The organism is Bacillota bacterium (assembly GCA_024653485.1).
Classification (GTDB): domain Bacteria; phylum Bacillota; class SHA-98; order UBA4971; family UBA4971; genus UBA6256.
This window is the reverse complement of record JANLFY010000006.1, coordinates 131,549-157,654: the sequence shown is the minus strand read 5'-3', so window position 1 is coordinate 157,654 and position 26,106 is coordinate 131,549. Positions and strand designations below refer to the sequence as shown.

The window sequence follows — 26,106 nt, the reverse complement described above, 5'->3', positions numbered from 1 at the left end:
GCTGCGAAGGCGCGCTCTAGCGCCGCCGGACAATGACGCCGGGAAAGGCATGGTGAGAAGGCCTGGATCGGCTCGAGCTGCGGGAACGACGACGCTGCCGACGCGGGAACCGAGCCCGTCCGCAAGGGAATCATATCGTCGGGAGGAAAGGCGCAAGAAAGCAGCGACTCAGAGCGACTCAGGAAGGAGGACGAAGCGAATGTATCCACAGGACCTGAAATACACCGAGAAGCATGAGTGGGTTCGAGTGGAAGGCCGCCTCGCGACCGTGGGTATCACCTCTCATGCCCAGGAGCAACTGGGCGCGATAGTGGGAGTCGGCCTTCCGGACGAGGGAGCCGGGGTGAAGCAGCGCGATCCGCTTGCGGACCTCGATTCCATGAAGACGGCCGATCAGGTGTTCGCCCCCGTGAGCGGCAAGGTCTCCAAGGTCAACCGGGCGCTCGAGGAGCACCCTGAGCTGATCAACGAGGATCCGTACGGGGATGGATGGGTGGCGGTCATAGAGATGGAGGATCCGAGCGAGCTCGACGGCCTCATGAGCGCCGCACAGTACGAAGCCTTCGTTGCCGAGGAGGCGAGCAAAGGATGAACTACGTGCCCCACACAGACAGGGACCGTAGTGAGATGCTCGCTCAAATCGGAGTCTCCAGCGTGGATGATCTCTTCTCGGACATCCCTCGAGAGGTGAGGCTCGAGAGAGACCTGCGCCTCCCGGAAGCCATGTCCGAGTACGAGATCGCACGCCATATGGCGGCCCTCGCCGCCAAGAACACGACCACGGACGAGGTCGTGTCGTTCCTGGGCGCGGGATCCTACGACCACTTCGTGCCAAGCGTGGTCAGGCACATCGTCTCGCGTTCGGAGTTCTACACCGCTTACACGCCCTATCAAGCAGAGATGAGCCAGGGGATGCTGCAGGCCATCTTCGAATACCAGACGCTCATGTGCCAGCTTACCGCGATGGATGTGAGCAACGCGTCACTCTATGACGGTGCGACAGCGGTCGCGGAGGCGGCGACGATGGCGTGCCGCCACACCCGGCGTCAGCAGGTGGTGGCATCCGTGGCGGTACATCCGGAGTACCGCGCCACTCTGAAGACCTATGCCAGGAACCTGGGCATCGACGTGACCGAGTGTGGGATGCGCGACGGCTCCACCGACCTCGGGGAGCTGGAGCGGCTCGTGTCGTCAAGGACCGCTTGTGTGGTCTTTCAGAACCCGAACTTCCTAGGCTCGGTGGAGGCTATGGCCGCAGCAGCGGAGATCGCCCACAAGCAGGGGGCGCTCTTCGTAGCGTGCGTCGATCCCATCTCCCTCGGCATCCTCGCTCCCCCCGGGGAATATGGGGCTGACATAGCCGTCGGCGAAGGTCAGGGTCTTGGCAATCCCATGAGCTTTGGTGGACCTTACCTCGGTTTTCTCGCGTGCCGGCAGGAGTTCATAAGGAACATGCCTGGACGGGTCGCCGGCGAGACTCGGGATGCCCAGGGACGTCGGGGCTACATCCTGACCCTTCAGGCCAGGGAGCAGCACATCAGAAGGGAACGGGCGACCTCCAACATTTGCTCCAACGAGGCGCTCCTTGCCCTCGCGACGGCGGTCTACCTCTCGTGGCTAGGGAGGGACGGCATCAGGGAGGTTGCCGACCTCTGCCTGCAAAAGGCGCACTACGCATTCGATAGGATCACTGCGCTCCCGGGGTTCGCGCCGGCGAGCTCGGCTCCGTTCTTCAAGGAATTCGCCGTCCGGACGCCCGTTCCGCCTGAAGAGGTGAACGCTGCTCTCCTTCGTTCGCGGATTCTCGGCGGACTGCCGCTCAGCCGATACTACCCGGACCTTGGCGATGTCATGACGATCGCTGTGACTGAGAAGCGCACGAAAGACGAGATCGACTCACTTTGCAGCGCACTGGAGGGATTGGCATGACTATGCCGCTCATCTTCGAACGGAGCGAGGTAGGCAGGAAGGCGTGCTCGCTGCCTCGGTGCGACGTCCCGAGGAAGGATCCCGCCGAGGTTCTCCCTGAGTGGGCGCTCCGCAAGGACGCCGCTCCGTTGCCGGAGGTAAGTGAGATCGACCTCGTGCGCCACTACACGAACCTTTCCAAGCGCAACCACGGGGTCGACGTGGGGTTCTACCCGCTCGGCTCGTGCACGATGAAGTACAATCCCAAGGTCAATGAGGACGCCGCGGCCCTTGCCGGGTTCACCAACCTCCACCCTTATCAGCCGGAGGATCTCGTCCAGGGGGCCCTCGAACTGATGTATGAGCTTGGCCGATACCTGTGCGAGATCGGAGGCATGGATGAAGCCACGCTTCAGCCCGCGGCGGGGGCCCACGGCGAGCTCACGGGGCTCATGATTGTGAAGGCTTACCACGAGAGCCGCGGGGATGGCGGAAAGCGCACCAAGGTGATAGTGCCCGACTCCGCCCACGGCACAAACCCGGCGAGCGCGGCGTTCTGTGGGTATCAAGTAGTCGAGGTGAAGTCTGACGCGCGCGGAGGGGTGGATCTGGATTCACTGCGCGCCGTGATTTCGGAAGAGGTTGCCGCCCTCATGCTCACTAACCCCAGCACACTCGGTCTATTTGACGAGAACATAGTGGAGATCGCGAAGATCGTGCATGACGCCGGCGGCCTCCTCTACTATGACGGGGCGAACATGAACGCCATCATGGGTATCGCGCGGCCTGGCGACATGGGATTTGACGTGCTCCACTTCAATCTCCACAAGACGTTCTCCACGCCCCACGGGGGCGGGGGACCAGGATCGGGCCCGGTGGCCGTGAAGAAAGCGCTCGCTCCCTTCCTGCCGGTCCCGGTGGTCGCGAAGAGGGATGGCAAGTTCGTCCTCGACTACGACAGGCCGCACTCAATCGGGAAGGTCAAGGCTTTCTACGGCAACTTCAACGTCATGGTGAAAGCGTACGCGTACATCAGAGCCCTCGGCGCAAAGGGCTTGCGCGAGGCAAGCGAGAATGCCGTTCTAAACGCGAACTACCTCATGCGGAGGCTTGCGCCCTACTATCACTTGCCGTACGATCGACATTGCAAGCACGAATTCGTCCTCTCGGCGGCGTACCAGCTCGCGACCGGCGTCCACACCGCGGACGTAGCCAAGATGCTCCTAGACTACGGGTTCCACGCGCCGACGGTCTACTTCCCCCTGATCGTGAAGGAAGCCATAATGGTGGAGCCCACAGAGACAGAGTCCAAGGACACACTCGACGCGTTCGTGGACGCCATGGTGGAGATCGCGCAGCTTGCCGAGAAGGATCCGGACGTATTGCACTCCGCGCCCCACAAGATGGTTGTTGGAAGGCTCGACGATGTCACCGCGGCGCGAAGGCCCGTGCTGCGCTGGAAACCACTCGGCCAAGGAAAGCCGCAGGAGGAGTGAGCGGGCGCGGGTTCACAAGGGCCGGTGCGGCTGGGCGAAGGCTTGCTGAGTCGGCAAGTGCCCGGCCGTGCCACGGTGCGATGAGATGATAGATGACAGATGAGTTCACTAGAGGCTCTTCTTGAGAAAGCGTGCCGGCTCAGACGGTCGGCTTTCGGGCAGGAGATCGAGTGGGTGAACCCAGTGCGAACCGCCGTGCTGAGCGTTACGGGAGGCGCGTGCGAGCTTGGGTGCGCTCACTGCGGCGGCCACTACCTCAAGCACATGATCCCCATCGAGAGGTGGCATGAGCTGGTCTGTGCGGACCGGGTCTCGAGCTGCCTTGTGAGCGGGGGTTGCGACAGGCGGGGCAGAGTCCCGGTGAGGTCACGCATCGATACCATCAGAGAGCTCGCCGCGACTTACCGGCTCAATCTCCACCTCGGACTCGCGGACGAGGAAGACGTGCTGGAGCTTGCGCCGCTTCACCCGGTGGTGTCGTTCGATCTCGTGGCGGACGACGCGACGATCCGAGAGGTTTACGGCCTCGATGTGACGGCAAGGGACTTTCTCGCCAAGTACGTCATGTTGCGGCGCCACGTTCGCGTGGTGCCGCACATTTGCATCGGACTTCGAGGCGGCGAGCCGTCAGGTGAGCTCGAAGCCCTGGGCGCTCTCGCGCGTGTTGGTGTGGAGGCCATCATCTTCATCGTCTTCACGCCCACTCCCGGGACGTCATACGAGTCGCGCGAGCCGCCCAGCCCCGAGTTCGCCGCGAGAGTCATGGCCCAGGCGCGGGTGATGTTCCCCGCGACACCCATATACCTCGGGTGCATGCGGCCGCGAGGCGGGTATCGCGATAAGATCGACAAGCTTGCGCTTCGCGCGGGGGTCAACAGGATAGTGGCGCCGTCCCCCGCGGCGAGAGAGGAAGCGGAGGCGCTCGGCCTTTCCGCGCGATGGCGAGAGGAGTGCTGCGCGTTTTGAAGGAGAAGATCAGGGTGTCAACAGGGAGCGCGGCGGTGCTGGGCCTTCGTGGGGCTCGTCTCGATGACGCGCCCACTACTGTATACCTTTTGGCGGGCGGCCGATGCGCCGTGGACTGCGCTTTCTGCACTCAAGCGAGGACGAGCGCCTCCCCGGACGGCTTCCTCTCCCGGGTTGTCTGGCCCGAGTTCGAGCCCGAGCACGTCCTTCAGGCGCTTGGCGCCGTCGCGCGTCACCCGTCTCGCCTGAAGCGCGTGTGCGTCCAGGCGACGCGCACTTCCAGGGCGCGGAGCATGCTCAGGTGGCTCATACCGGCTCTCGACGCCGTGCGCCGCGACTGCGGCGCAGGTGTGGGAGATGGGAGGATTCAGATATCCGTCTCTCACCATGCGTCCAGCGTGGAAGAGGTAAGGGAAATCCTGGCCCTTGGAGCGGACGCCATCGGGATCGCTCTAGACGCGGCGTGCGCGGACGTTCACGCGAGGACCAAACCTGGGTCGTGGGAGGGGACGGTCTCCCTTCTCGAGGAAGCTGCAGGCCTCTTCCCTGGAAGGATCAGTACCCATCTCATAGTGGGCCTGGGCGAGACCGAGGAGGACCTGGTACGGGTGATGCGCCGTCTCACTGACAGCGGCGTCACAATCGGTCTCTTCGCGTTCACTCCGGTGAGAGGCACGGCGATGGAGGACGTTCCGCAACCTCCCATCGGCACTTACCGCCGAGTGCAGCTCGCCCGGCACATCATCGTAAACAGACTTTGGGACGTAGAGGGGTTCCGGTTCAGTGACGGGCGGATAACCGGCTTCGGTGCGGAGCGAGAGAAGCTACTGGAGATTGCCCGCACAGGCAAGCCGTTTGAGACATCGGGCTGTCCCGGTTGCAACAGGCCGTACTACAACGAATGCCCGGGCGGCACCATGTACAACTATCCAAGATCTCTCACTTGCGCGGAGATAGAGAAGGCGCTGTGCGAGGTCGGTCTAGCCGAGGGCAGCCGTTGACATGGAGTGCCGTCCGAGCGAGGAGACTTGTGAGGGAGCGCGGAATGCAGACGCGTTGGAGGCTTCTTCGTACGGGACACAAGCGCGGAGCATGGAACATGGCCGTGGACGAGGCGGTGATGGCCCACGTAGCCAAGGGTCTTTCCCCGCCCACGTTCAGGCTCTTCGAGTGGGAGCCTCCGAGCCTCTCCCTCGGCCGGGTTCAGTCCTTCGAAAGAGACGTAGACGCAGACGCGTGCGAGAGACTCGGGGTAGACGTCGTGCGCCGCCCGACGGGGGGCAGGGCTGTGTTGCACGACGTTGAGGTCACCTACAGTCTCATCATGAGCGAGAACGACCCCGCCCTTCCGCGAGGCATGGGGGAATCGTTTAGCCTCGCAACACAAGGAATCATAAAGGGCCTTCGCCTCCTCGGGGTCGAGGCGGAGATCCGCGGGCGCGACGACGGCGACTCGTCGGGTCGGGGAGCCACCTCCCGGGCGGTCGAAGATTCCGCCGCGGGGGTGCGCACAGGCGCGTGCTTCGACTCACCGTCCTGGTACGAGGTGGTCGCCGGGGGACGGAAACTGGTGGGCAGCGCACAGGCGCGGCTCATGGGCGTGTTCCTCCAACACGGGTCCATTCTCATTGAGCTGGACGCCGAGAAGCTCTGCAGACTCCTGAGATTCCCCTCTGAAGCGGAAAGGGCCGCGGCGGTGGACCACCTACGCTCTCACGCCACGTCGATTTCTGAGATCCTTAGCCGCCCGGTGGGCTTCCGGGAGGTCGAAGACGCGATCATAGAGGGGATGAGATCCCATATCTCCCCTATCGAGCTGGTTGAGGACGACATCTCGCAAGAGGAGCTTGCCCTGGCAAGCACCCTTATTTCCCGGAAATACGATTCGCCGTCATGGACGCTGCACCGTCGGGCGGAGGCGGCGGAGGCGTAGGGCGCGGGGTCTTGGTACCGGTTCGCGAACCGTGAAGGGAGGCGTGTGACATGACTTCGGAAACGGCCTCGGACAGGAGCGGGACAACACGTGTCACAGACGGCTTGCGCCGTGACGCCCTTGAGATCCTCAACGAGGCACTCGCCGCGGTCGACCCGTACGAGGCGATAAGGAGGATTGTTCGCCGGAAGGGCAATGTGTTGGAGGTGGGAGCGAGATCGTACGACCTCTCGCGGATCGACCGCGTCATAGTGATAGGGGCCGGCAAGGCGAGCGCGCGAATGGCCCTCGCCGTGGAGGAGACCCTGGGGGACCGCATCACGGCAGGCCTCGTCAACGTCAAGTACGGCCACTCTGAGACCCTGACGAAGGTCCGGGTCCGCGAAGCGGGGCACCCTGTGCCCGACGCCGCGGGCGTCGAGGGCGCCCGAGAAATGCTGGAGCTCGCGCGCGACGCCGGAGAGGACGACCTTGTGATCTGCCTCATCTCAGGTGGCGGCTCAAGCCTAATGCCAGTTCCCGCTCCGGGCATCGAGCTCCTGGACAAGCAACGTGTTACGCAGGCCCTGTTGAGCTGCGGTGCCACGATACACGAGATCAATGCGGTCAGGAAGCACATCTCCCTGGTGAAGGGGGGCGGCTTTGCTCGGACCGCCGCACCCGCTCAGGTCGTGTCCCTCATCCTTTCCGACGTGATCGGGGACGATCTCGACGTCATCGCGTCGGGCCCGACAGTGCCCGACACAAGCACCTTCGTGGGGGCGTGGGAGGTCATGCAGCGCCACGGGGTGCTGGACCGGATCCCCGACGCCGTGAGGCGCCGGATTGAGGCGGGTGTACGGGGCGAGGTGCCCGAGACGCCAAAGCCGGGAGATCCTCTGTTTGGAAACGTGGCGAACGTGATCGTGGCGAGCAACGCCATTGCGATGGATGCTGCCGCTCGAGCAGCCGAGAGGCTGGGATATCATTCCCTCGTGCTGTCATCGTGCGTCCAGGGGGAAGCCAGAGAGGTGGGACGTGTGATGGCGGCCATCGCGCGCGAGCTCTCGAGACATGACAGGCCAACGGCCAAGCCTGCCTGCGTGCTGGCAGGCGGCGAAACGACCGTGACGTTAAGGGGGACAGGGCTCGGCGGCCGAAACCAAGAGCTTGCCCTATCCGCCGCTCTCGATATCGAGGGCATGACAGACGTGGTCCTCATGGCCGTGGGGACGGATGGCACAGACGGGCCAACAGACGCGGCGGGTGCCATGGTTTTCGGCGACACTGCGGTGAGGGCGCGGGAGGCGGGCATGGCTCCCAGTGCCTATCTAGAGAACAATGACTCGTATCATTTCTTCAAGGCCCTGGGGGACCTCGTCGTGACGGGTCCGACGCGCACGAACGTCATGGACATCGTGCTCATCCTAGCCCGGTAGCGGTTGCCCCGCGCCTGCAAGGGTTGCTGAGGGTTCGAAGGCCGCGACACAGGAGCGCAGTGCGCCCGGAGTGATGACTTGCCGTGTTCATTCCATCGGTAGCAGGCGTAGCCTCCCGGGCAAGGCTACCAACGGTGAAGCGGGCTCGCACCGTTAGCGGCCTAGGTGGCGGCGCCCCCTGAAGGAGCGGGCCGGAAGAGACGCGAAGGGGAGCCCACTAGAGTTCAAGGAGAGGTTCGCATGACGAAGCATGGGAAGCGAAAGAAAGTGCTATTCCTGTGCACAGGCAACTCGTGCCGGAGTCAGATGGCAGAGGGGTTCCTCCGCGCTCTGGGAGGAGACGGCTGGGAGGCGTACAGCGCCGGGCTCGACCCACAGGGCGTGAACCCCGGTGCTGTGAGAGTCATGTCAGAGGCCGGAATCGACATATCGGGCCAGGCTTCAAAGCCGATAGACCCCGCCGTTCTTGACGCAGTGGATCTCGTGGTCACGCTGTGTGGCAGCGCCGACGAGAGGTGTCCGGTGTTGCCGGCCCATGTAAGGCGCGAGCACTGGCCGCTCGAAGACCCAGCAAAGGCGACCGGGTCTCCTGATGAGGTTCTCGCGGTCTTCAGGCGCGTGCGCGACGAGATACGTCATCGCGTTGAGAGACTAATAGGCCAGAACTGACTAAGGCGCGCCACGTTTCCCCGTAATGCGCATATTGCAGCAGGATATGGTTACTCTATGGTTAGCATCAAGCCAATCTCAGCGCAGGGGGTGAAAGCAAGTGGGCGACTGGCTGCGCCACATCGTAAGGTTCGTTGTGTCGGCTCTGGTGCTCATGTTCATCGGGCTCATAGTGCCGGGCTTCAGCACCCTGAGCTTCGTGAATGCCCTGATCGCGGCGGCGGTCATAACCGGCCTCGGATATATCATCGAGGCTGCCGTTGGAAGAAGCGTTTCTCCGTTCGGTCGCGGGGTAGTCGGGTTCCTCGTGTCGGCCGCGGTGATCTATGTCTCTCAGTTCGTTGTTCCGGCGATGCGCGTGACCGTCCTTGGTGCCCTGATATCGGCGTTCATCATTGGGCTCGTGGACACGTTCATCCCGACCACCCTCAGATAGTCTCGTTCGGAGCCGACAGATTGCACACAAAGCGACGCCTGCGGCCAGCAGCCTCGGCGCGAGCTCCCCGCCCGTCTTGGACGGGGATTTTCGCTTAGAGCGACCCCTGGCTCCTCGGTGTGGGGGGACTTCGCCCGCCGCTCGCGCGCACGGCTAGCCCGTTGCGTCCGCAAGTTCGGCCATGCACGAGCCGCCAGGACGCGAGACTCTGACAAGCGCGGACCCGCATTCGCCTTTGAACCGCCCGGCACGCGTTCCTGCCCGGTCGCGGTTAGGCTATCGTGCGACGGGAGGATATCTCCGCATCGTCGGCGAAACATCATCTCAGTGACCCGGGAAGTGGCACGACGGAGGGAAAGAAGTGAGTAGTCTGTTCGATACTTTTGCTCCCGCGCTCTCTGGCGGTGTGCCAATGGACCGACTCATCGACCTGGGGCTTGGAGCGGGCGGAACCATCATCCGTGTCACGCTCACGCTGGTGGTGGCTTTCTTGCTCGTGAAGGCCTCGAACGCACTGGTCGACAAGCTGATCACCCAACGTGCAACCGAGGGCCACAGGCTCATGGACGAACGCAAAGCCAGGACCCTTCGGTCGCTCCTCAAGAGCCTTCTTCGGTATGCCATATACCTCTTCGCGGGCATATCCATTCTGGGCGAGCTCGGCGTGGATACCTCGAGCCTCCTGGCCGGAGCGGGACTTGCAGGCCTCGCTCTGGGCTTCGGAGCTCAGAACCTCGTCCGCGACGTGATCAACGGGTTCTTCATCCTCTTCGAAGACCAGTTTGCCGTCGGCGATTACGTGACCGTCGCTGACGCGGAGGGGATCGTGGAGTCCATAGGCCTTCGCACTACAAGCATACGTGCTTTCAGCGGGGCGCTTCAAATCGTGCCCAACGGGCAGATCTCCAAGGTCGTGAACCACATGGGCAGTGCGATGCGCGTGCTCTTCACCGTCACCGTGGATCACCGCACCGACGTAGACCGAGCAATCGAGGTGTTGGCTCGGGACTTCGAGAGGGCGAAGACGGAGATTCCCAACATCGTTGAGGGCCCAACGGTGCTTGGAGTGAATGCCATTGGCGAGCGCGGGATCGAGCTGCTCATCATAGCCAAGGCCAAGCCCATGGAGCAGTGGCAAGCCGAGCGAGATCTAAGGAAGCGCGTCAAGGAGACCTTTGATCGCGAAGGCATCGCCTTCTATTCTCCCAGCATGCGAGTGTATTTGGAACCATCCGGCGCCGTCCCCAGCCCGCCGCTTGCTGGGGGAGCCGCGGACACGTGAGGCTGTGCGTCGGGTTCATGGGAGAGGGGACGCGTTGGGCGGAGGGAGAGGGAGCATTTGAAGTTCTACATAGGGGACGTGGTCCGGCTGAAGAAGGGGCACCCCTGCGGCTCCTATGAATGGGAAGTCATGAGAGTGGGCGCTGACTTCCGCATCAAGTGCTGCGGGTGTGGCCGCGTCGTCATGCTCAGTCGGCCGAGGTTCGAGAAGAGCGTCAAGCAGATCGTGTCCCGCCCTGGTGGCGAGGAGGCCGAGGCGTGATGGTCCGCATAGGCATTGTGGGGCTGCCCAACGCGGGCAAGACGACGCTCTTCAACGCCCTGACTCGGGGCACGGCAGAGGTGGCGAGCTATCCGTTCACCACCATCGACCCCAACGTCGGAGTGGTTGCCGTCCCCGACCGGAGGCTTGAGGCCATTGCCGACATCACGAAGCCCGAGAGAGTGACGGCGACCTCCGTAAAGTTCGTGGACATCGCCGGCCTGGTCAAGGGGGCGAGCCGCGGCGAAGGCCTTGGCAACCGCTTCCTCGGCCACATCCGCGAGGTGGACGCGATCTCGCACGTAGTGAGGTGCTTTGAGCACTCCAGCGTGCCCCACGTCTCGGGACAGCTTGACCCCGTAGGCGACGTCGAGACGGTCGAGCTGGAGCTCATCCTGGCGGATCTGGAGACGGTCCAGAAGCGGCGCGAGAAGACGGCCAAGATGCAAAAGGGAGGGAACAGGCAGTACGAGGAGGAGACCGCCCTCATGGACAGGCTTAGCGACGAGCTTGAGAGGGGCAGGCCCGCGAGACTGGTCCCCATGTCGACCGAAGAGAGAGCGGTCGTATCGGATCTCTTCCTCCTTACGATGAAGCCTGTCATCTACGTCGCAAACGTTGGTGAAGATGACCCTCGGGATGGCGCGGGAAGGGTGCGTGCCTTGAAGGAGTGGGCGGCCGGACGGGCGGACCATGCCCCTGTGGTCACGGTGTCGGCCAAGATAGAATCGGAGCTCCTGAACCTGGACCGAGACGAGGCAATGGAGTACCTCCGTGAGCTTGGAATGGACTCGTCTGGGCTCGACAGGGTGGTGTTGGCGGCGTACCGCGCGCTCGACCTGATTACCTTCTACACTACGAAGGGCACGGAGACAAGGGCGTGGACGCTCCGCCGTGGGAGCACGGCCTATGAAGCCGCGGGGGAAATACATACGGACATTCAGAGGGGATTCATCAAAGCGGAGATAGTCAGGTATGACGACCTGGCGGCCGTGGGGTCCTTCGCCGAAGCCCGAGAAAGGGGACTGTTGCGGCTCGAGGGTCGCGACTACGTCGTGCAGGACGGGGACGTCATCCTCTTTCGCTTCAGCGAACCGTCACGTTAGACCCCACGAAAAGCGCGGGACGTCTTCCGACGGTGTGGAAGGAAGCGTTGCTGGCGGCCTTCGTCTCATCCTTCCGTATGATTGCCCGTTGCGACTGGCGATGTTATAATAGGGACGGCGATTGTCCGAGGAACGCCAAAGCGTCATCCCTGCTCCACGCGAGACGTGGAGCCATATGTCCAGAGGGAGGTGAACGAGATGCGCGACTACGAGGCTATGTTCATCGTCAAGCCCGACCTGGAGGAGGAAGCCGTGAGCAGCACGGTGGCGAAGATCCAGGACCTCGTGACAGGCGGAGGCGGCACGGTAAACAACGTGGACAGGTGGGGCAAACGACGGCTCGCGTACGAGATCGCAGGCTATACAGAGGGCATATACGTGGTCATGGACTTCTCTGCGGAGTCTGGGGTTGCGCGCGAGCTCGAACGGGTCTTTCGCATCACGGACAATGTGATAAGGCATCTCATTGTGAGAAAGGGCGACTAGCAAGCAGCCCGGGCGGCGCCCGGGGCAGGGTGGTGTGCGACGGTGAATAAGGTCCTTCTCGTGGGGAGGCTGGCACAACAACCGGAGCTCCGCTACACCCAGAACGGAGTCGCCGTTGCCAGGTTCACGGTGGCAGTGAGCCGCCCGTTTACCAACCAGCAAGGAGAGAGAGAAGCGGATTTCATCGATGTGGTGGTCTGGCGCGCCCAGGCGGAGAACTGCGCCAACTACCTTGCGAAGGGCCGGCTGGTCGGTGTAGAGGGGCGGCTTCAGATCCGGTCGTACGAGACTGCCGAGGGGCAGAAGCGCCGCGTGGCTGAGGTGGTCGCCGACAGGGTGGAGTTTCTCGACCGAGGTAAGGATGGCATGCAGGGCGGTCAGGAGGTGCCGAGTCAAGGATTCCCGGATGACGCGGCCGGCCCAGGCGACGACCTGCCGTTCTGATCTGCCGAGGCCAACTCACCGGGTGCGATACCCAGGCTGAGGTCTCCCTGTCACGACGCCTGCTCGAGACGGGCGGGCGAGTCCAGCCCGAAAGGAGAGAAAGCCTGGTCAAGGGAGGCCGGCTCGCAAATCTGGCGCCTGCCAGGTGTGTGAGGTTCTAGAACCAGGAATTGACATGAGACGTGAAAAGGGGCGTAAGTCGAAGAAGCGCGTTTGTGGCTTCTGCGTGGACAAGATAGAGGCCGTGGATTACAAAGACGTGGCGCGACTCAGGAGATTCATCACAGAGAGAGGCAAGATAATACCTCGACGTATCTCCGGGAACTGCGCGAGGCATCAGCGCCAGGTCACAGCCGCCATCAAGAGAGCCCGCCTTGTTGCGCTCTTGCCGTTCAGCGCCGAGCAATGAGCAGCGGGGTCCCAAGGGCGGACGCATTGTTCTTCCGGCGGGAGGGGGGAGAGCCCCCTCCCGCTTTTGGGAGCAGTCTCCCGTGGCAAATCCGGGCAGCGAGGTGCGCGATATCTGGAGACGGTCCGGCCTCCCTCGCTGCGGAGCGCTTCTGCTGGCCTCCCAATCATGGCAGCAATTGTTTGAGTTCCCGTGAAGGATAACCACGCAAAACTAGAGAATAAGTGAGACGAACGCCGTGGCCTCATCGGGCAGAGGGGGGCAGGGGACCGTATGGCCTTTCTGGAAGACGCCGGAGCCAGGGAGCAGGAGATCATCTCCCGGGCGGACATCGCCCGCAACCTCAAGACCATCGAGTGGCTCAAAACGGAGCTCGTGGTGAACATCGCATCCCTTTTCAAAGGGATGATGAAAACGAGCGATGAGGCTTGCGCGGACTCTCTTGCAAACATAGTCGTGGCGTGCTACCTTCTTGGCAAGCGCCTTGGCCTGCCTCACTCCGCTCTTGACGCAAGGATAAGGGAAAAGATCAAGGCCAACATAGAGCAGAACCACGAGATCGAGACGTGGTATGGTGATTTCTCAGCCTTGAAGAGGCACTTGTCTGAGAGGAAGATGTGAGGGGATGCCCCGTTCCATTGCCACCAGAACTTTGGTGGAGAGCGCACTTCTCATAGCTATAGCTACCGTCTTCTGTGTCCTTGATGCTTATGTCCCGGTCTTCGCTCTGGTGTACCCGCTGCCCATCGTCGTGCTCGTGGTCAGACGGGGTGTGGAGGTGGGCGCGTGGGCCACCGTGGTTACTATAGCCGCTACTAGCATGATAGTTGGTCCCCTTCAGGGGCTAACGGTCTTGGCGAAGGTAGGCGTCATAGGCATCACGCTCGCCTGGTGCATAAGAAAACGGTTTACGCCCCTTCGCACGCTTCTTGTAACGAGCGTAGCGGTGGCGGTTTCCATGGCGTTCGTGTTGGGGGTGAGTGCTTGGCTCGGCGGGTTTAGCCCCGCGGAGCTGGAGGAGACGTTCAGGAAGAGCCTGAGCTCTGCAATGGACTTTTATCGGAGCCTCGGACTGCCAGAGGCTCAACTTCAGCAGGTGCAGACTCAGATGACCCAGCTCCTGGAGGTAGCCAAGATCATCTTGCCAGCGTCGCTCGCGATGGCCGTTGTGGGGGTCGCAGGGGTCAACTACCTTCTCGCGCGGCTCGTGCTGGGCAGGCTGGGCTACAGGATGGAAGAGATACCGCCCTTCGACAGATGGAGGATCTCGTGGCCTTTCGGATGGGGATACGTCGCCGCCCTCGCTCTCTCCATGCTCGGCCAGGCCAGGGGAGCTCCTCTCGTCTGGAAGGCGGGAGCAAACCTATTATCCATCTTCAGCACTCTTTTCCTTGTACAGGGGATCGCGCTGGGCTGGTATCTCATGAACCGCTACCGCCTGAACACTGCCGTGAGGATCCTGCTAGGCGTGTTCGCGATCCTGAACCCGACCGTCTTGCAGATAGTGTCGTGGGTGGGGTTATTCGACGCGTGGTTCGATTTTCGCAAGCTTTCCGTGGAAAGCGGGGGGAAGAGAACATGAAGGTGATCCTGAAGCAAGATGTCAAGGGGCTTGGGCGAGAGGGCGACACGGTGAAGGTGGCCGATGGATATGCCCGTAACTACCTCATCCCCCGCGGGCTTGCGATCGAGGCGTCAGAACGAAACCTCAGGGTCCTCGAGGCGGAGAAGATTGCCGTTGAAAGGAAGGCAGACAAGGAGCTTGCTCTCGCCCGGAAGCTTGCGCAGGAGCTGGCGTCTGGGGGGATCACGATCCGCCGTAAGAGCGGAGAGGGAGGCCGCCTCTTCGGGTCAGTCACGGCAAGGGACATCGCCGACGCTATACGCGAGGTCATCGGCGTGGAAGTCGACAGAAGGAAAATCGAGCTCTCCGACCCCATCAAGGCGGTGGGCTCGTACACGATCCCGATAAGGCTCCATCCTCAAGTCGCCGCAAGAGTGCTGGTTGACGTGGAGCCTCAGTCGGAAGGGGACCAGGATGGATGAATGGCATCATAACGAGGATATTCAAAGGACTCAGCGCACAGCCGACGGTATCCGCAAGGGCTGGGGACGAGCTTCAGAGACAGGTCTCAGCGCTCATGGGCGTTCTTGCCCACGTCTACGGCGCTGACAAGCTCGTCCTCAAAGCTGGGAAACTGGAAGCGCTGGAGCTCATGAAATCCGAGGCTCTGCGTGACCGGGTGATCGCCCTAGAGCGCCTCGTCTTCGACGACCCTACCATCGAGGATATTCCGCCTGGCAAAGACATACGTGACGTGATAGGCGAGGTCGAGAACGAGATCGCTGACATCCTCGCAAGGCGCGAGGTGGAGGGCAGGCTCGAGAAGCGTATCGCGGAGCGAATGCGCAAGAAGCACGAAGAGTACGTGCGAGAGGTGAGAATGCAGATCCTCAAGGAAGAGGGTCCCGCCGACAATGCGCACACGCTGAGGAAATATGCTGAGCTCGAGAAGCTCGAGGCGAGACAACTTTCCAGGTCAGCTGCGGAGCTCTTGAGGCCGCGTCGCTTAAGTGAGGTAGTGGGCCAGGAGCGGGCAATTCAGGCCCTTCTCTCCAAGATAGCGTCCCCCTTCCCCCAACACGTGATATTGTACGGTCCTCCGGGGGTAGGCAAGACCACGGTGGCGCGGCTCGTACTGGAGGAAGCCAAGAAGCTCAAGTTCACGCCCTTCTCCAAGAACGCCAAGTTCGTTGAAGTCGACGGGGCCACCCTCAGATGGGACCCGCGCGAGGTCACCAACCCCCTCTTGGGATCGGTGCACGATCCAATCTACCAGGGAGCTAGGCGAGACCTTGCTGAGACGGGCGTGCCTGAACCCAAGGTCGGACTCGTCACCGAGGCTCACGGGGGCGTCCTATTCATCGACGAAATCGGGGAGATGGACCCGATCCTCCTGAATAAGCTTCTGAAAGTGCTCGAGGACAAGCGGGTGCGCTTCGACTCATCGTACTACGACCCATCTGACCCTCACGTGCCGAAGTACATCAAGAAGCTTTTCGAGGACGGGGCCCCGGCGGACTTCATTCTCATCGGCGCGACGACCCGCGATCCCTCGAGCATAAACCCGGCCATAAGATCAAGAACGGCCGAGGTGTACTTCGAACCTTTGACATGCGCTCACGTCAAACAGATCGTGGAAGACGCGGCGCGCCGCATGAAGGTCAGGCTGGAACCAGGGGTGTCGGATCTCATAAGCGATTACACGATAGAGGGCAGGAAGTCTACGGCCATCCTGGCAGACGCGATGGGCCTCGCGATATACCGTGCGGGCGAGAAGCTGCGCAGGCTCACGGTTACGAAGGAACACGTGCGTGAGGTCATCAGGAACGCCCGAATGTCCCCATACGTGCTGGTGAAGGCCCAGGACCGTGCGGAGGTAGGGCATGTGTTCGGCCTGGGCGTAAGCGACTTCGTAGGCACTGTCATCGAGATGGAGGCCATAGCCTTCCCGGCGCGTGAGGGCGGCAAGGGCACCATCAGGTTCAACGACACCGCGGGGAGCATGACGAAGGACTCGGTGTTCAACGCGGCCTCCGTCTTTCGGAAAATCACCGGCAAGGATCTCGCGGACTACGACGTGCACGTGAACGTCGTCGGAGGAGGCCTGATAGACGGCCCGTCCGCCGGGAGCGCGATTCTCGTCGCCATCCTCAGTGCCGTGACCGGGACGCCGGTGAGGCAGGATGTGGCGATCACAGGCGAGATATCGATCCAAGGCAGGGTGAAGGGCGTCGGCGGAGTGTTCGAGAAGATATACGGGGCGAGGCAGGCCGGCATGAGGAAGGTCATCGTTCCCACGGAGAACGCGAAAGACGTCCCGCCTGACCTGCGAGGGATCGAAGTTGTGCCGGTCGAGCGAATCGAGGACGTCATCGCGCACGTTTTCGAGGGAGGTGCCCTCGCGAATCACGGCTGGTGCGAGATGGAAGGCGAGCTTCTCCCGGAAACCGCACTGCCGGATGCCGGTGGTGGCCTCCAGAGCGCGAACGGCCTGCAGAGCCAGGCGGTGTAGTCCGGATCTGCGTGGCAGGATCTCGCTGCACTCAGAGATCGTGCCCTTTTCGGGTGCTGGCTGAGCCTTCCATCGACATGTCGCGCGGGCGCTGTGGGTGAGCGTACGCTCAGACAACGCAGATAACTGGGTGATCACGGGTCTAGGGCCATATTGTAACCCGAATTGTGGCAATAATGTTACTTGGAAAGGTTGGGTCGCGGGACCGCCCGTTTCCAGGGCCGCAGCCACAGTCGGGTCTATGAATGTACACCGGTGCTCGAGGGGTTTTCCTTGGGCTGCTCGAGCTGACCGGGCTGCCATCACCGGAATCCGAGAAAACCAGGGCTGAGGACACGGAGGGAACGAATCGCATGGAGACTGCAGTTGGACTGGAGAGGGTGCCACCGCAGAATACAGAGGCGGAGCAGGCTACCATTGGCTCCATGCTGCTCGAGAAAGACGCTATAGTGAAAGCCCTCGATATCGTGACCGCGGACGATTTCTACAAGGACGCGCACAGGACGATTTTCGAGACCATAGTCAGCATGTACGACAGGGGGGAGCCCATCGACCTCGTAACCGTCACGGAGCAGCTTAGGAGACACGGCGCCCTCGAGCGGGTTGGAGGGATACCTTACATAACGACGCTCGCCGGTGTGGTGCCCACCGCGGCAAACGTGGAGTACTACGCGAGAATCGTTAAGGAGAAATCCCTGTATCGGTCGCTCGTCAAGACGGGGACGGCCATAGCTGCACTAGGCTACGAGGGCGCGGAAGACGTCGAGCTCGCCCTGGACCAAGCTGAGCAGATGATCTTCTCTCTATCGCAGCAGCGTGGCAGGCAAAGCGTTGCGGACATTAAGGCGGTGCTGGTCGGTACATTTGAGCGCATCGAGAAGCTGTATGAAAGCAAGGGGAAGGTCACAGGAGTTCCTACGGGATTCACCGATCTCGATGCCATGCTTACGGGGCTCCAGCCATCCGACCTCATCATCATTGCGGCGAGGCCGTCCATGGGAAAGACCAGCTTCGCCCTGAACATCGCGGCGCACGCAGCTTTGAGCGAGAAGATACCCGTCATCATCTTCAGCCTGGAGATGTCCCGCGAGCAGCTGGCGATGCGTCTGCTGTCCTCTGAGGCGAAGGTGGACGGGCAGAGGTTGCGCAGGGGACAACTCGTCGACGAGGACTGGAAGCGCCTGTCATACGGTCTAGGTCGGCTCAGCGAGGCGCCGATATTCATCGACGATAGTCCGTCCCTCACGGCCCTCGACATCAGGGCGAAGTCGCGAAGGCTCAAAGCAGAGCACGGCCTCGGGCTCATAGTCATAGACTACCTCCAGCTCATCCAGGGGCGCGGTCGCACGGAGAGCAGACAGCAGGAGATCGCGGAGATCACGAGGTCTCTGAAATCCCTCGCACGAGAGCTGAAAGTGCCGGTGGTCGCCCTTGCCCAGCTCAGTAGAGCAGTGGAGGCCGCTGCAGAGCGACGCCCGCTCCTCAGCCATCTCAAGGAGAGCGGAGAGATCGAGACCTCCGCTGACGTAGTCGCTTTCATCTACCGGGAGGACTACTACAACAAGAACACGCAGAAAAAGAACATAGCCGAGGTCATTGTAGCCAAGCAACGAAACGGTCCGACGGGGTCAGTGGAGCTGATGTGGCACAAGGAGTACACCCGTTTCGAGAACCTCGAGCGCTTTCGGAAGACACAATGAACCTTCGCTGCCCAGGGCCGCTCATACTCTTGGGATGGAAGCGGATACGGGCGGGTCGCTCGCTAATGCACGCCGGAGCGACCGCGAGTTATCTGACGGATGCCTCACGTGATGTTGACACGATTCCTCCGCTTTGGTATCATACCCGGCGTGCATGAGGGAGAACCTAACAGAACAGGCAACAGGCTGCCGAAGCCCGAAGCAGACTGGGCCTTGACTAGAACTCGCCCGGTCGGATCTAGGCGGGAGCCTGCGGAGAGCGACGGAGGGAGGTGGGCCTCGTGCCCGCAGTAGCGGTAGTAGGAGCCCAATGGGGCGACGAAGGAAAAGGAAAGGTCACCGACCTGCTCGCCAGCCGAGCGCACGTGGTGGCGCGGTACTCGGGAGGAAACAACGCCGGCCACACTGTGCAGATAGGCAGTGAGATCTTCAAACTGAAACTCATACCTTCGGGCATCTTCTATCCGGGGAAGTTCAACGTCATCGGAAACGGGGTCGTGGTCGACCCTGCTTGGCTAGTGGAGGAGATGGACTACCTCGAGGGCAAAGGCGTCAATCTCGACGGCCTCCGGATCAGCGACAAGGCTCACGTGATCATGCCCTACCACCTTCTCATTGAGAAGCTCGAGGAAGAGGAGAAAGGCGCGGCCCGCATCGGAGCCACAGGAAGGGGAATCGGGCCAACCTACACAGACAAGGTCGCGAGGCTCGGCGTGAGGATCGTGGATCTAGTGGACGCCGACGCGCTGTCATCAAGGCTCGATGTGGTGCTTCCCATCAAGAACAGGGTCATCGAGCGCGTGTACGGAGCGAAAGGCTTCTCCAAGGACGATCTCATGGATTGGGCGTCGAGGTTCGCCGGGCGCATCAGGCCGCATGTCACCGACACCTCTGTGCTTCTCAACGACGCCATCGACAGCGGCAAGAACGTGCTCTTCGAGGGCGCCCAGGGCACTATGTTGGACGTGGATCATGGCACATACCCGTTTGTGACTTCGTCGTCTCCCACAGCCGGTGGAATCGCGCCCGGCACAGGGGTGGGTCCCAGGAAGATCTCCAAGGTCATCGGGGTTACCAAGGCCTACACCAGCCGGGTGGGGGCGGGCCCCATGCCCACAGAGCTGAAAGACGAGATGGGAGACAGGATCCGTGAGCGCGGGCAGGAATACGGCACGGTGACCGGACGTCCGAGACGCTGCGGCTGGCTGGATGCTGTCATAGTGCGTCACGCGGTGCGCGTGAACGGCCTCGATGGCCTGGCCGTCACTCATCTCGATACCCTTTCAGGTTTTCCAACGGTGCGAGTGTGCACTGCGTACAGGCACAACGGCTGCATTCTGAGGGACTTCCCAGCGAACCAGGAGGTATTTGCGGAGTGCGAGCCGGTTTACGAGGACCTGCCCGGATGGCCAGAGGGCTCATGCGCAGTCGGGAACTACGAAGACCTTCCCGCGAACGCAAAGGCTTACCTGGCTCGTATGGCCGAGCTTGCGGGCGCGCCTGTCTTGATAGTCTCCACAGGCAAAGAGAGAACGCAGACCCTCATCCTCGGCGAGGTCTTTTAGCGGCACCAGGCCACGTGTGTTGGGCGTGAGTGAGCGAGGGGGCGAATGAGAGTAAGCAAGCACGGCTTCGGACCCTGCCCCCTCGCGTGTGGCGCCCGGCGAGCGGCGGTATCCTTCCGCTCGTGCTTGCCCGCTTTCGCTTGCCCGGCTCATACCTGGCCGGTCCGCCGGATGCCGAGAGCTTTCTCGAGGTCTATGGCGTGCTCTTGTTCCACCACGACTATGTTGCGGATCTTCTGCGACGAGTCGTACAGCCCCACCGCCTCGAGCTGCTGGATGCGTGTAAGGTAGCGGCCTATGGCGTCGTACTCGCCTTGAAGGTCCTGGGCGAGCATGGTCCTGTTGTCGGCTGACACGGCACGTTCCGCCACCTCCACCGTGGGCACACCGCCCAGGTACTGAATGAGGTCGGTCAGTATCACGCTGTGCTCGTGCTCATCCCGGGCGTGCTCCAGCTCCTCCTCGATCACGGCGACGTACTCCGGCCCTGTGAGCATGCTCGCGTGCTGAATGTACTGAATCATGGCGGCGTATTCCCACATGAGATCGAGGTTGAGTCCGGCAAGGATCTCCTCCCGCTCACGGGCAGGGATTCTATACGGAGGATGGAGATAGCCGCGCTCTGTGCGCTCTTCCTCAGCCATGTGAATTCACCTCCCAGGAGCTCTTCTCGCCAGGAGAGCCAAAGTCTTTCAGTTCACTGTATGCCTCGGTGCCCGGTACGGTGTCTGCACCTTTCCGGCGCCACACCCACCAAGCCTCGACCTTGTCTGCGTTTCGGAACGGAAGGGAAACGGGTGGACACGGAGAAATCATGGTGCCAAACGACAAGGAGCAGAGCAAAAGGAGCGGAGCAGCCGGTATGGTAGGCAAGCCTGGAAGGGACAGCGCGATGGTGCGAGGGCGAGGGAGAGGAAGGGCGGGACCGCTCAGGTTCGCGCGGGGAGCGAGGCTCGCGGTTCCCGTGGTGATGGGATATGCTCCCATCGGCCTCGCCTATGGGGTGATCGCGCGCCAAGCAGGACTATCGCCCGCTGAGGCTACCCTCATGTCGGCTCTCGTGTACGCCGGGTCAGCCCAATTCATAGCGTGCGGCCTGATAGCGTCTGGGGCGGCGGCCGCCGGAGTGGTTGGCACCACTCTCCTTGTGAACCTGAGGCACGTGCTATATAGCATGTCCCTCCTACCCAGGCTGAGGCACATAACTCAGCGCCTGCTAGCGGTCATCGCGTTCGGGATAACCGATGAGACGTACGGCGTCGCGGTAGGCGCGTTTCCCCCGGACGAGCCGGCGGACTGGAGGGAGGTGGCAGGCCTCAACCTCGTTTCGTACGCCGCTTGGATCGCGACCTCGCTAGCCGGAGCGTTGCTCGGGTCCACATTGGGGGACGGGTCGAGGCTGGGGATGGATTTCGCCCTTCCTGCGATGTTCATTTGCCTCTTGGTGATGCAAGTGAACACACGTATCGCGCTCCTTGTGGCCGCCGTAGCGGCGACGGTCGCAATCGCCGTGGCGGTGAGCCCGCTAGGCGGGTGGTCCACGGTGATCGCCACTCTCGTCGCGGCCTCCGTGGGAACTGCCCTGGACGGAACCGGGCGGGCCCGCGGATCGGGCGGCGGGCCGTCGCCAGACGACCATCGACAGTGCGGGCATGGGGAGACGCGGCGAGGTGGGGCAAGGCGGTGAGCACGACTTGAGTGTAAGGCCTTCCATAGCCTTGATGGTGGCGGGCATGTTCGTTGTGACGTACCTCGCGCGGGCGCTGCCGCTGGTGGCTCTGTCGCGAATCGGGATGCCGTCGTGGCTCAAGACGTGGCTATCGTACGTGGCGCCGGCCGTGCTCGCGGCGCTCGGAGCGCAGGGTATCCTCGTGACCGGCGGCAAGCTGGCGTTGCGGAGCGAGAACGTCTATCTCATTGCGTCGGTGCCCACGGTCATCGTGGCGTGGAGGACCAGGAGCTTGCTCCTGCCGGTCGTGGTGGGCGTCGGCTGCGTGATTGCCCTGCGGGCGTTGGGCGTGAGCGCGTGACCACGACACCGGGCTGTGGAACCGAGCGGTGCCGCCGGACGGTGCCGCCGGGCTGTGGAGCCGAGCGGCGGAGCGGACGCGCGAGGCAAGGAGCGCCCAGCGAGAGGAGCTCGCGCAGTCACGGCGAGATCCCGCCGCGCGGCCGAACCAGGCGGATTAACGAGCAAACCTATGGAGACCCGCCTCGCGGGCAAGGCGTACCGCTTCCTCGTACTCCCGCCCCGTTATCGGACGGTCGAGTGGTGGATACTTCCGGGCACGGTACTCCGGCCTATACTGCGACATGATGTTTATGTACGTGTCGCGCGATATCTCGTCCGCGATGAACTTGACGATCTCGGCGGTCCCAGCGAGCCCTCCAGGCAGGACCAAGTGGCGGACGAGAAGGCCTCGCCAAGCAACGCCGTCTCGGTCGATCTGGAGGTCTCCCACTTGGCGGTGCATCTCCCTGAGGGCGACCTTGACTACCTTGGGGTAGTCCTTAGCGTGCGAGTAGCGGAGACCGGTTTCAGGGTCGGCGTATTTCACGTCCGGCATATAGATGTCGATGACACCGTCGAGAAGCTCTAGCGCCGCAAGGGACTCGTAGCCTCCGCAATTATACACGAGAGGCAGCTCGAGACCTCGGTCGCAGGCGACGACGAGAGCGGCGAGGATGTGCGGCATGTAGTGTGTAGGGGTCACAAGGTTTATGTTGTGGCAGCGCATGTCTTGGAGCTCGAGCATGATGTCGGCGAGCTCCGCCGTCGACACGGTGCGTCCGACGCGCATCTGGCTTATGTCCCAGTTCTGACAGAAGACGCAGCGGAGGTTGCACCCGGTGAAGAAGATCGTGCCCGAACCGTGTTTGCCCACGAGCGGCTCCTCCTCGCCAAAGTGCGGACCGTAGCTGGATATCTGCACAGTGTCGTCGGCCTTGCATACACCTCGCTCCCCGGCGAGCCTGCGAGCGTCGCATTCCTGGGCGCAGAGGCGGCAGACCTCGAGACGCTTCCATGCCTGGTCCATGCGGGTGGAAAGCTCGCCTTTCTCCCAAAGGCCCCTGTACATGCCCACGTGTCTCATCGTCAATCCTCCCAGTCGGGCCCGTCGCCTTGAAGTTCCATTTTGTCGGGCTTGCACCGGCACCCGGGTGTTGCTCGCCAGCCGATAACGAAAGGGATCCGCGACAGCTCGCGGCAACTCGACGTTACATTCCTATGATACCCTCCTGATACTCCTCCGGCCTCGTCCGGTTTACCGTCGATGCTCCTTCGTTTAAGGTCGACGAGATCCTCTTTGCCGGTGGCGAGCAGGAATGGAGAGGAATGAAGCAAATAGACTCCGTGTGAAGAAGATGTTCAATTCGGAGGAGAGGTTCCCCGGTCAAGCGTTCGGGCCTTGGGCGGGGCGGCTGCAACCTAGCTCCGGTGTCGGCTTTGAGACAAGCAGCCCAGCGGCACGGAGATCCAAGCGAAGGAGGATTCCAGATGGCGCGCGCTGACGTAGACGTTGGTAGACTCGCGGTGTCGTACTTCGATGGGGGATTCAACTGCGCCGAAGCAACGCTCAAGGCCGTGTGCGATGCCCTCGGACTTGAGCACGACCGCGTGCCCGCAGCGGCTACGGCTTTCGGCGGGGGGCTGGCGCGCAGGGGCTACACATGCGGTGCGGTGAGCGGCGCGGCGCTAGCCGTCGGTCTTGCAATGGGGCGCATGAGCACGGCGGAGGCGAGAGATCCGTCATACAGCACCATGGGGCGCTTCGTCGACGAGTTCGTGGAGAAGTTCGGAACCGTGATGTGCAAGGACATCTCCGGCGTGGATTTCCGAACCGAGGAGGGACAAAGGAGATACAAGGAGTACGCTCACACCGAGAGATGCTGTCCGGCGGTGCGCTTTGCCGCCGAGAAGATCTGCGAGCTGCTGGCGGCGACAAACCCCCGGCCCTCATAGCGATTCAGGGCACAAAAATGGAGCGGATGACGGGATTCGAACCCGCGATCCTCGGCTTGGGAAGCCGATGCTCTACCACTGAGCCACATCCGCTCGTCAAATGTTCTTGTATGTTATGACGAGGTTACGCGCCTCGCGCGTTCACCTTTAGTATATCCTCTCGCATCGTTACAGTCAACTGTGACAGACCACGACGCGCCTGCCAGGCTGAGAAGAAATACATGGTGGTCGCTGCTGGACTCGAACCAGCGACCTCTACGATGTGAGCGTAGCGCTCTAACCTACTGAGCTAAGCGACCACACAAACCGTAATACCGTCGCGCCACCTTTATCGCCGGCGCAATGTAATTATACCCCACGGCACCCTGAAAGGCAAGAGGGGCTTCGATCCTCCGTGACCGCGAGTGTGTGCCGCCGCCGCTCGAATGCCTCGGCTCGAGTGCGGTATCTCGCGCGCGGCTAAGCTATCTTCCCGTTTCTTCCCGTGACCCCCGTACAAAACAAATGGCGCTCCCAGCGGAATTCGAATCCGCGTCGCCGCCTTGAAAGGGCGGTGTCCTAGGCCCCTAGACGATGGGAGCGCTATCTTTATCAACAATGGCAAGTCTCAGTGCAGCACGCACCCAACTCCAATGTCCTTGGAGGCATTTTGTATGCTACCATACCAGAAGCACCTGTGTCAAGTCCGGTGCAAGAGCACGGGAGCTCTAGAAGAGCGAGAGACTCGCCCAGATTCACTGTCTGGCGGTCGCCGGCTGTCTCGCCGCTGCGTCTCCAGTGGTCACCAGGAACGCGCCTGTTATTGCCAGAATTCCGCCGAGCGCCTTTGCCCACGAGACAGGTTCCGCGAGGAGCAACGCCCCGCCGAGCACCCCAAAGACTGGCACGAGGTTCAGGCAGCTCGTTACCACCGTTGAACCGAGATGCTCCAGTGCGAATAGGTGCAGCACGTAAGCCAGAGCAGAGCACACGACTCCGAGATAGACGATGTTGAGCCAGATCTCCGAACCCCATGTGCCGAGTGGGACGCCGTCGTGCAAGGCAAAGGGCACGAGGAAGAGAGTGCCTGTCACGGTCTGGTAAGTATTGAGGGTGAGGTTGTCGTAGTGGCGCAAGAGTGGTCTATTGATCGCAGTGTATGCAACCCATGCGCACACCGACAGAAACACCATTGCGTTTCCCAACATCGCCCGGGCAGAGACCGACGATGCCAGGTCGGCCTGGGCGATGGCGTAAATGCCCGCGCACGAGATGCCTATGCCCGCCCACTGGGGGACGGTGACTCTCTCGCGGGAGAACGCCGCCACGGCGAGGGCGTTGACGACAGGCAGAGTCCCGGTGATGAGGGAAGCGGTGCTGGCGGACGTGAGGCGAAGGCCGCCGTTCTCCAGCAAGAAGTACACGGGGACGCCCAGAATCCCTCCGGCCAATACCCGCATGGTCGTGCCAGACGCAAACCAAGGTAGGCTCCTGCTCCGGGACACCGGCTCGGAACGCTCTGCATCTCGCCCTACATTGCAACCGTGGTTTCGATCGCGGCATCCTCGCCGGTCGCTCCAACCTCGGCCGCGCCTTGTGGCGTGCAGCAGCATGAAGATGGCGCTCGCCACCAAAAACCGGGCAAACGCGACTTGAACGGGTGTCAGGCCTGCGGTGAGGACGGTCTTCGTGCTGATGAAAGACAACCCCCACACCACAGTGGTGAATAGGATGGCCCCGAGCGCGGCGAGCCGCCGCGTGTCCGCCGCCCGCCACGGCGTGGTGCCGCGTTCCCCTGGCGTCGCTCCCCTTGTGCTCCCGCAAGCATTCGTGAATTCGCAGGCATGAGCGGACGCGTGTGCGTCTCCGAGTGTATCCACCTGGGCGCGCGTACGCGCTTGCCCGTGTGCGGCCGACGCGCGCTCGAAAGTTGTGTGCTGTGTCACCGCGAAGCGCGATCTTGACATGGGTTGAGAATCCTTTCATATGATCTGGTGGGGATCCCGCT

Annotated in this window: 27 protein-coding genes and 3 tRNA genes; 24 read left to right on the top strand and 6 right to left on the bottom strand. The window is 62.2% G+C overall.

Annotation, left to right across the window (positions count from 1 at the left end; translation table 11 throughout):
- Positions 1 to 199: 199 nt before the first annotated feature.
- The 21 genes from gcvH (at position 200) to NUW12_06525 (ending at position 20,155) form a co-directional block, all read left to right on the top strand.
- Positions 200 to 592 carry a glycine cleavage system protein GcvH gene (gene gcvH / locus NUW12_06625; GenBank protein ID MCR4402443.1) on the top strand — a complete coding sequence of 131 codons (393 nt, stop codon included), beginning with the start codon at positions 200 to 202 and terminating at the stop codon, positions 590 to 592.
- Positions 589 to 1,929 carry an aminomethyl-transferring glycine dehydrogenase subunit GcvPA gene (gene gcvPA / locus NUW12_06620; protein MCR4402442.1) on the top strand — a complete coding sequence of 447 codons (1,341 nt, stop codon included), beginning with the start codon at positions 589 to 591 and terminating at the stop codon, positions 1,927 to 1,929. Before gcvH ends, gcvPA begins: the two co-directional genes overlap by 4 nt.
- Positions 1,926 to 3,404 (top strand): aminomethyl-transferring glycine dehydrogenase subunit GcvPB, encoded by a 1,479-nt coding sequence (gene gcvPB, locus NUW12_06615; protein MCR4402441.1) that lies wholly within the window; start codon positions 1,926 to 1,928, stop codon positions 3,402 to 3,404. Before gcvPA ends, gcvPB begins: the two co-directional genes overlap by 4 nt.
- Positions 3,405 to 3,503: 99 nt before the next feature.
- Positions 3,504 to 4,370, top strand: a complete 867-nt coding sequence (locus NUW12_06610; GenBank protein ID MCR4402440.1) for a radical SAM protein — start codon at positions 3,504 to 3,506, stop codon at positions 4,368 to 4,370.
- Entirely contained in the window at positions 4,367 to 5,371 is a 1,005-nt protein-coding gene (locus tag NUW12_06605) for a radical SAM protein (protein MCR4402439.1), read from the top strand. The genes NUW12_06610 and NUW12_06605 overlap by 4 nt, the downstream gene beginning before the upstream one ends.
- A 44-nt stretch (positions 5,372 to 5,415) precedes the next feature.
- Complete coding sequence (locus NUW12_06600) at positions 5,416 to 6,303, top strand: lipoate--protein ligase family protein (GenBank protein ID MCR4402438.1); 888 nt, start codon at positions 5,416 to 5,418, stop codon at positions 6,301 to 6,303.
- A gap of 50 nt (positions 6,304 to 6,353) precedes the next feature.
- Complete coding sequence (locus NUW12_06595) at positions 6,354 to 7,721, top strand: glycerate kinase (protein MCR4402437.1); 1,368 nt, start codon at positions 6,354 to 6,356, stop codon at positions 7,719 to 7,721.
- A gap of 240 nt (positions 7,722 to 7,961) precedes the next feature.
- Entirely contained in the window at positions 7,962 to 8,390 is a 429-nt protein-coding gene (arsC, locus tag NUW12_06590) for an arsenate reductase (thioredoxin) (GenBank protein MCR4402436.1), read from the top strand.
- A gap of 100 nt (positions 8,391 to 8,490) precedes the next feature.
- On the top strand, positions 8,491 to 8,826 hold the full coding sequence (locus tag NUW12_06585) for a phage holin family protein (protein ID MCR4402435.1): 336 nt from the start codon (positions 8,491 to 8,493) through the stop codon (positions 8,824 to 8,826).
- 361 nt (positions 8,827 to 9,187) lie between these two features.
- A complete protein-coding gene (locus NUW12_06580; protein ID MCR4402434.1) occupies positions 9,188 to 10,108 on the top strand; it encodes a mechanosensitive ion channel family protein in 921 nt (306 codons plus the stop codon).
- Between the two features lie 57 nt (positions 10,109 to 10,165).
- Positions 10,166 to 10,369: a DUF951 domain-containing protein gene (locus NUW12_06575; protein ID MCR4402433.1), complete on the top strand. Its 204-nt coding sequence runs from the start codon at positions 10,166 to 10,168 to the stop codon at positions 10,367 to 10,369.
- Positions 10,369 to 11,475 (top strand): redox-regulated ATPase YchF, encoded by a 1,107-nt coding sequence (ychF, locus tag NUW12_06570; protein MCR4402432.1) that lies wholly within the window; start codon positions 10,369 to 10,371, stop codon positions 11,473 to 11,475. The genes NUW12_06575 and ychF overlap by 1 nt, the downstream gene beginning before the upstream one ends.
- A 198-nt stretch (positions 11,476 to 11,673) precedes the next feature.
- The gene (gene rpsF, locus NUW12_06565; GenBank protein MCR4402431.1) at positions 11,674 to 11,961 is read left to right on the top strand and encodes a 30S ribosomal protein S6; all 288 of its coding nucleotides are present in this window, start codon (positions 11,674 to 11,676) and stop codon (positions 11,959 to 11,961) included.
- A gap of 42 nt (positions 11,962 to 12,003) precedes the next feature.
- Positions 12,004 to 12,405: a single-stranded DNA-binding protein gene (locus NUW12_06560; GenBank protein MCR4402430.1), complete on the top strand. Its 402-nt coding sequence runs from the start codon at positions 12,004 to 12,006 to the stop codon at positions 12,403 to 12,405.
- Between the two features lie 175 nt (positions 12,406 to 12,580).
- Positions 12,581 to 12,814, top strand: a complete 234-nt coding sequence (gene rpsR, locus NUW12_06555; GenBank protein MCR4402429.1) for a 30S ribosomal protein S18 — start codon at positions 12,581 to 12,583, stop codon at positions 12,812 to 12,814.
- Positions 12,815 to 13,087: 273 nt separating this feature from the next.
- Entirely contained in the window at positions 13,088 to 13,435 is a 348-nt protein-coding gene (locus NUW12_06550) for a MazG-like family protein (protein ID MCR4402428.1), read from the top strand.
- 4 nt (positions 13,436 to 13,439) lie between these two features.
- A complete protein-coding gene (locus NUW12_06545) occupies positions 13,440 to 14,396 on the top strand; it encodes a YybS family protein (protein ID MCR4402427.1) in 957 nt (318 codons plus the stop codon).
- Positions 14,393 to 14,860, top strand: coding sequence for a 50S ribosomal protein L9 (gene rplI, locus NUW12_06540; protein MCR4402426.1), 468 nt, complete (start codon positions 14,393 to 14,395; stop codon positions 14,858 to 14,860). Before NUW12_06545 ends, rplI begins: the two co-directional genes overlap by 4 nt.
- The gene (gene lonC / locus NUW12_06535; GenBank protein MCR4402425.1) at positions 14,857 to 16,890 is read left to right on the top strand and encodes a Lon family ATP-dependent protease; all 2,034 of its coding nucleotides are present in this window, start codon (positions 14,857 to 14,859) and stop codon (positions 16,888 to 16,890) included. Before rplI ends, lonC begins: the two co-directional genes overlap by 4 nt.
- Positions 16,891 to 17,243: 353 nt before the next feature.
- Positions 17,244 to 18,590 carry a replicative DNA helicase gene (gene dnaB, locus NUW12_06530; GenBank protein ID MCR4402424.1) on the top strand — a complete coding sequence of 449 codons (1,347 nt, stop codon included), beginning with the start codon at positions 17,244 to 17,246 and terminating at the stop codon, positions 18,588 to 18,590.
- Between the two features lie 281 nt (positions 18,591 to 18,871).
- Positions 18,872 to 20,155, top strand: a complete 1,284-nt coding sequence (locus NUW12_06525; protein ID MCR4402423.1) for an adenylosuccinate synthase — start codon at positions 18,872 to 18,874, stop codon at positions 20,153 to 20,155.
- A 149-nt stretch (positions 20,156 to 20,304) separates the two neighbouring features.
- On the opposite strand, the gene NUW12_06520 is transcribed toward NUW12_06525, so the two are convergent.
- Positions 20,305 to 20,799, bottom strand: a complete 495-nt coding sequence (locus tag NUW12_06520) for a ferritin-like domain-containing protein (protein MCR4402422.1) — start codon at positions 20,797 to 20,799, stop codon at positions 20,305 to 20,307.
- A gap of 248 nt (positions 20,800 to 21,047) precedes the next feature.
- Between NUW12_06520 and NUW12_06515 the strand changes: the two genes are divergently transcribed.
- Both NUW12_06515 and NUW12_06510 read left to right on the top strand, forming a co-directional pair.
- On the top strand, positions 21,048 to 21,842 hold the full coding sequence (locus NUW12_06515) for an AzlC family ABC transporter permease (protein MCR4402421.1): 795 nt from the start codon (positions 21,048 to 21,050) through the stop codon (positions 21,840 to 21,842).
- Positions 21,843 to 21,849: 7 nt separating this feature from the next.
- Complete coding sequence (locus NUW12_06510) at positions 21,850 to 22,185, top strand: AzlD domain-containing protein (GenBank protein MCR4402420.1); 336 nt, start codon at positions 21,850 to 21,852, stop codon at positions 22,183 to 22,185.
- A 156-nt stretch (positions 22,186 to 22,341) separates the two neighbouring features.
- Here the strand turns inward: NUW12_06510 and NUW12_06505 are convergent, their stop codons facing one another.
- On the bottom strand, positions 22,342 to 23,250 hold the full coding sequence (locus NUW12_06505; protein MCR4402419.1) for a radical SAM protein: 909 nt from the start codon (positions 23,248 to 23,250) through the stop codon (positions 22,342 to 22,344).
- A 404-nt stretch (positions 23,251 to 23,654) separates the two neighbouring features.
- On the opposite strand from NUW12_06505, the gene NUW12_06500 reads away from it, so the two are divergent.
- The gene (locus tag NUW12_06500) at positions 23,655 to 24,119 is read left to right on the top strand and encodes a C-GCAxxG-C-C family protein (protein MCR4402418.1); all 465 of its coding nucleotides are present in this window, start codon (positions 23,655 to 23,657) and stop codon (positions 24,117 to 24,119) included.
- Between the two features lie 18 nt (positions 24,120 to 24,137).
- Here NUW12_06500 and NUW12_06495 read toward each other — a convergent pair.
- The 4 genes from NUW12_06495 to NUW12_06480 all read right to left on the bottom strand — a co-directional run bounded on the left by NUW12_06495 (position 24,138) and on the right by NUW12_06480 (position 26,065).
- Positions 24,138 to 24,212: transfer RNA gene (locus tag NUW12_06495), tRNA-Gly, on the bottom strand.
- A gap of 129 nt (positions 24,213 to 24,341) precedes the next feature.
- A tRNA-Val gene (locus NUW12_06490) sits at positions 24,342 to 24,418 on the bottom strand.
- Positions 24,419 to 24,624: 206 nt separating this feature from the next.
- A tRNA-Glu gene (locus tag NUW12_06485) sits at positions 24,625 to 24,700 on the bottom strand.
- A gap of 153 nt (positions 24,701 to 24,853) precedes the next feature.
- Positions 24,854 to 26,065: a DMT family transporter gene (locus NUW12_06480; GenBank protein MCR4402417.1), complete on the bottom strand. Its 1,212-nt coding sequence runs from the start codon at positions 26,063 to 26,065 to the stop codon at positions 24,854 to 24,856.
- Between the last annotated feature and the right edge of the window lie 41 nt (positions 26,066 to 26,106).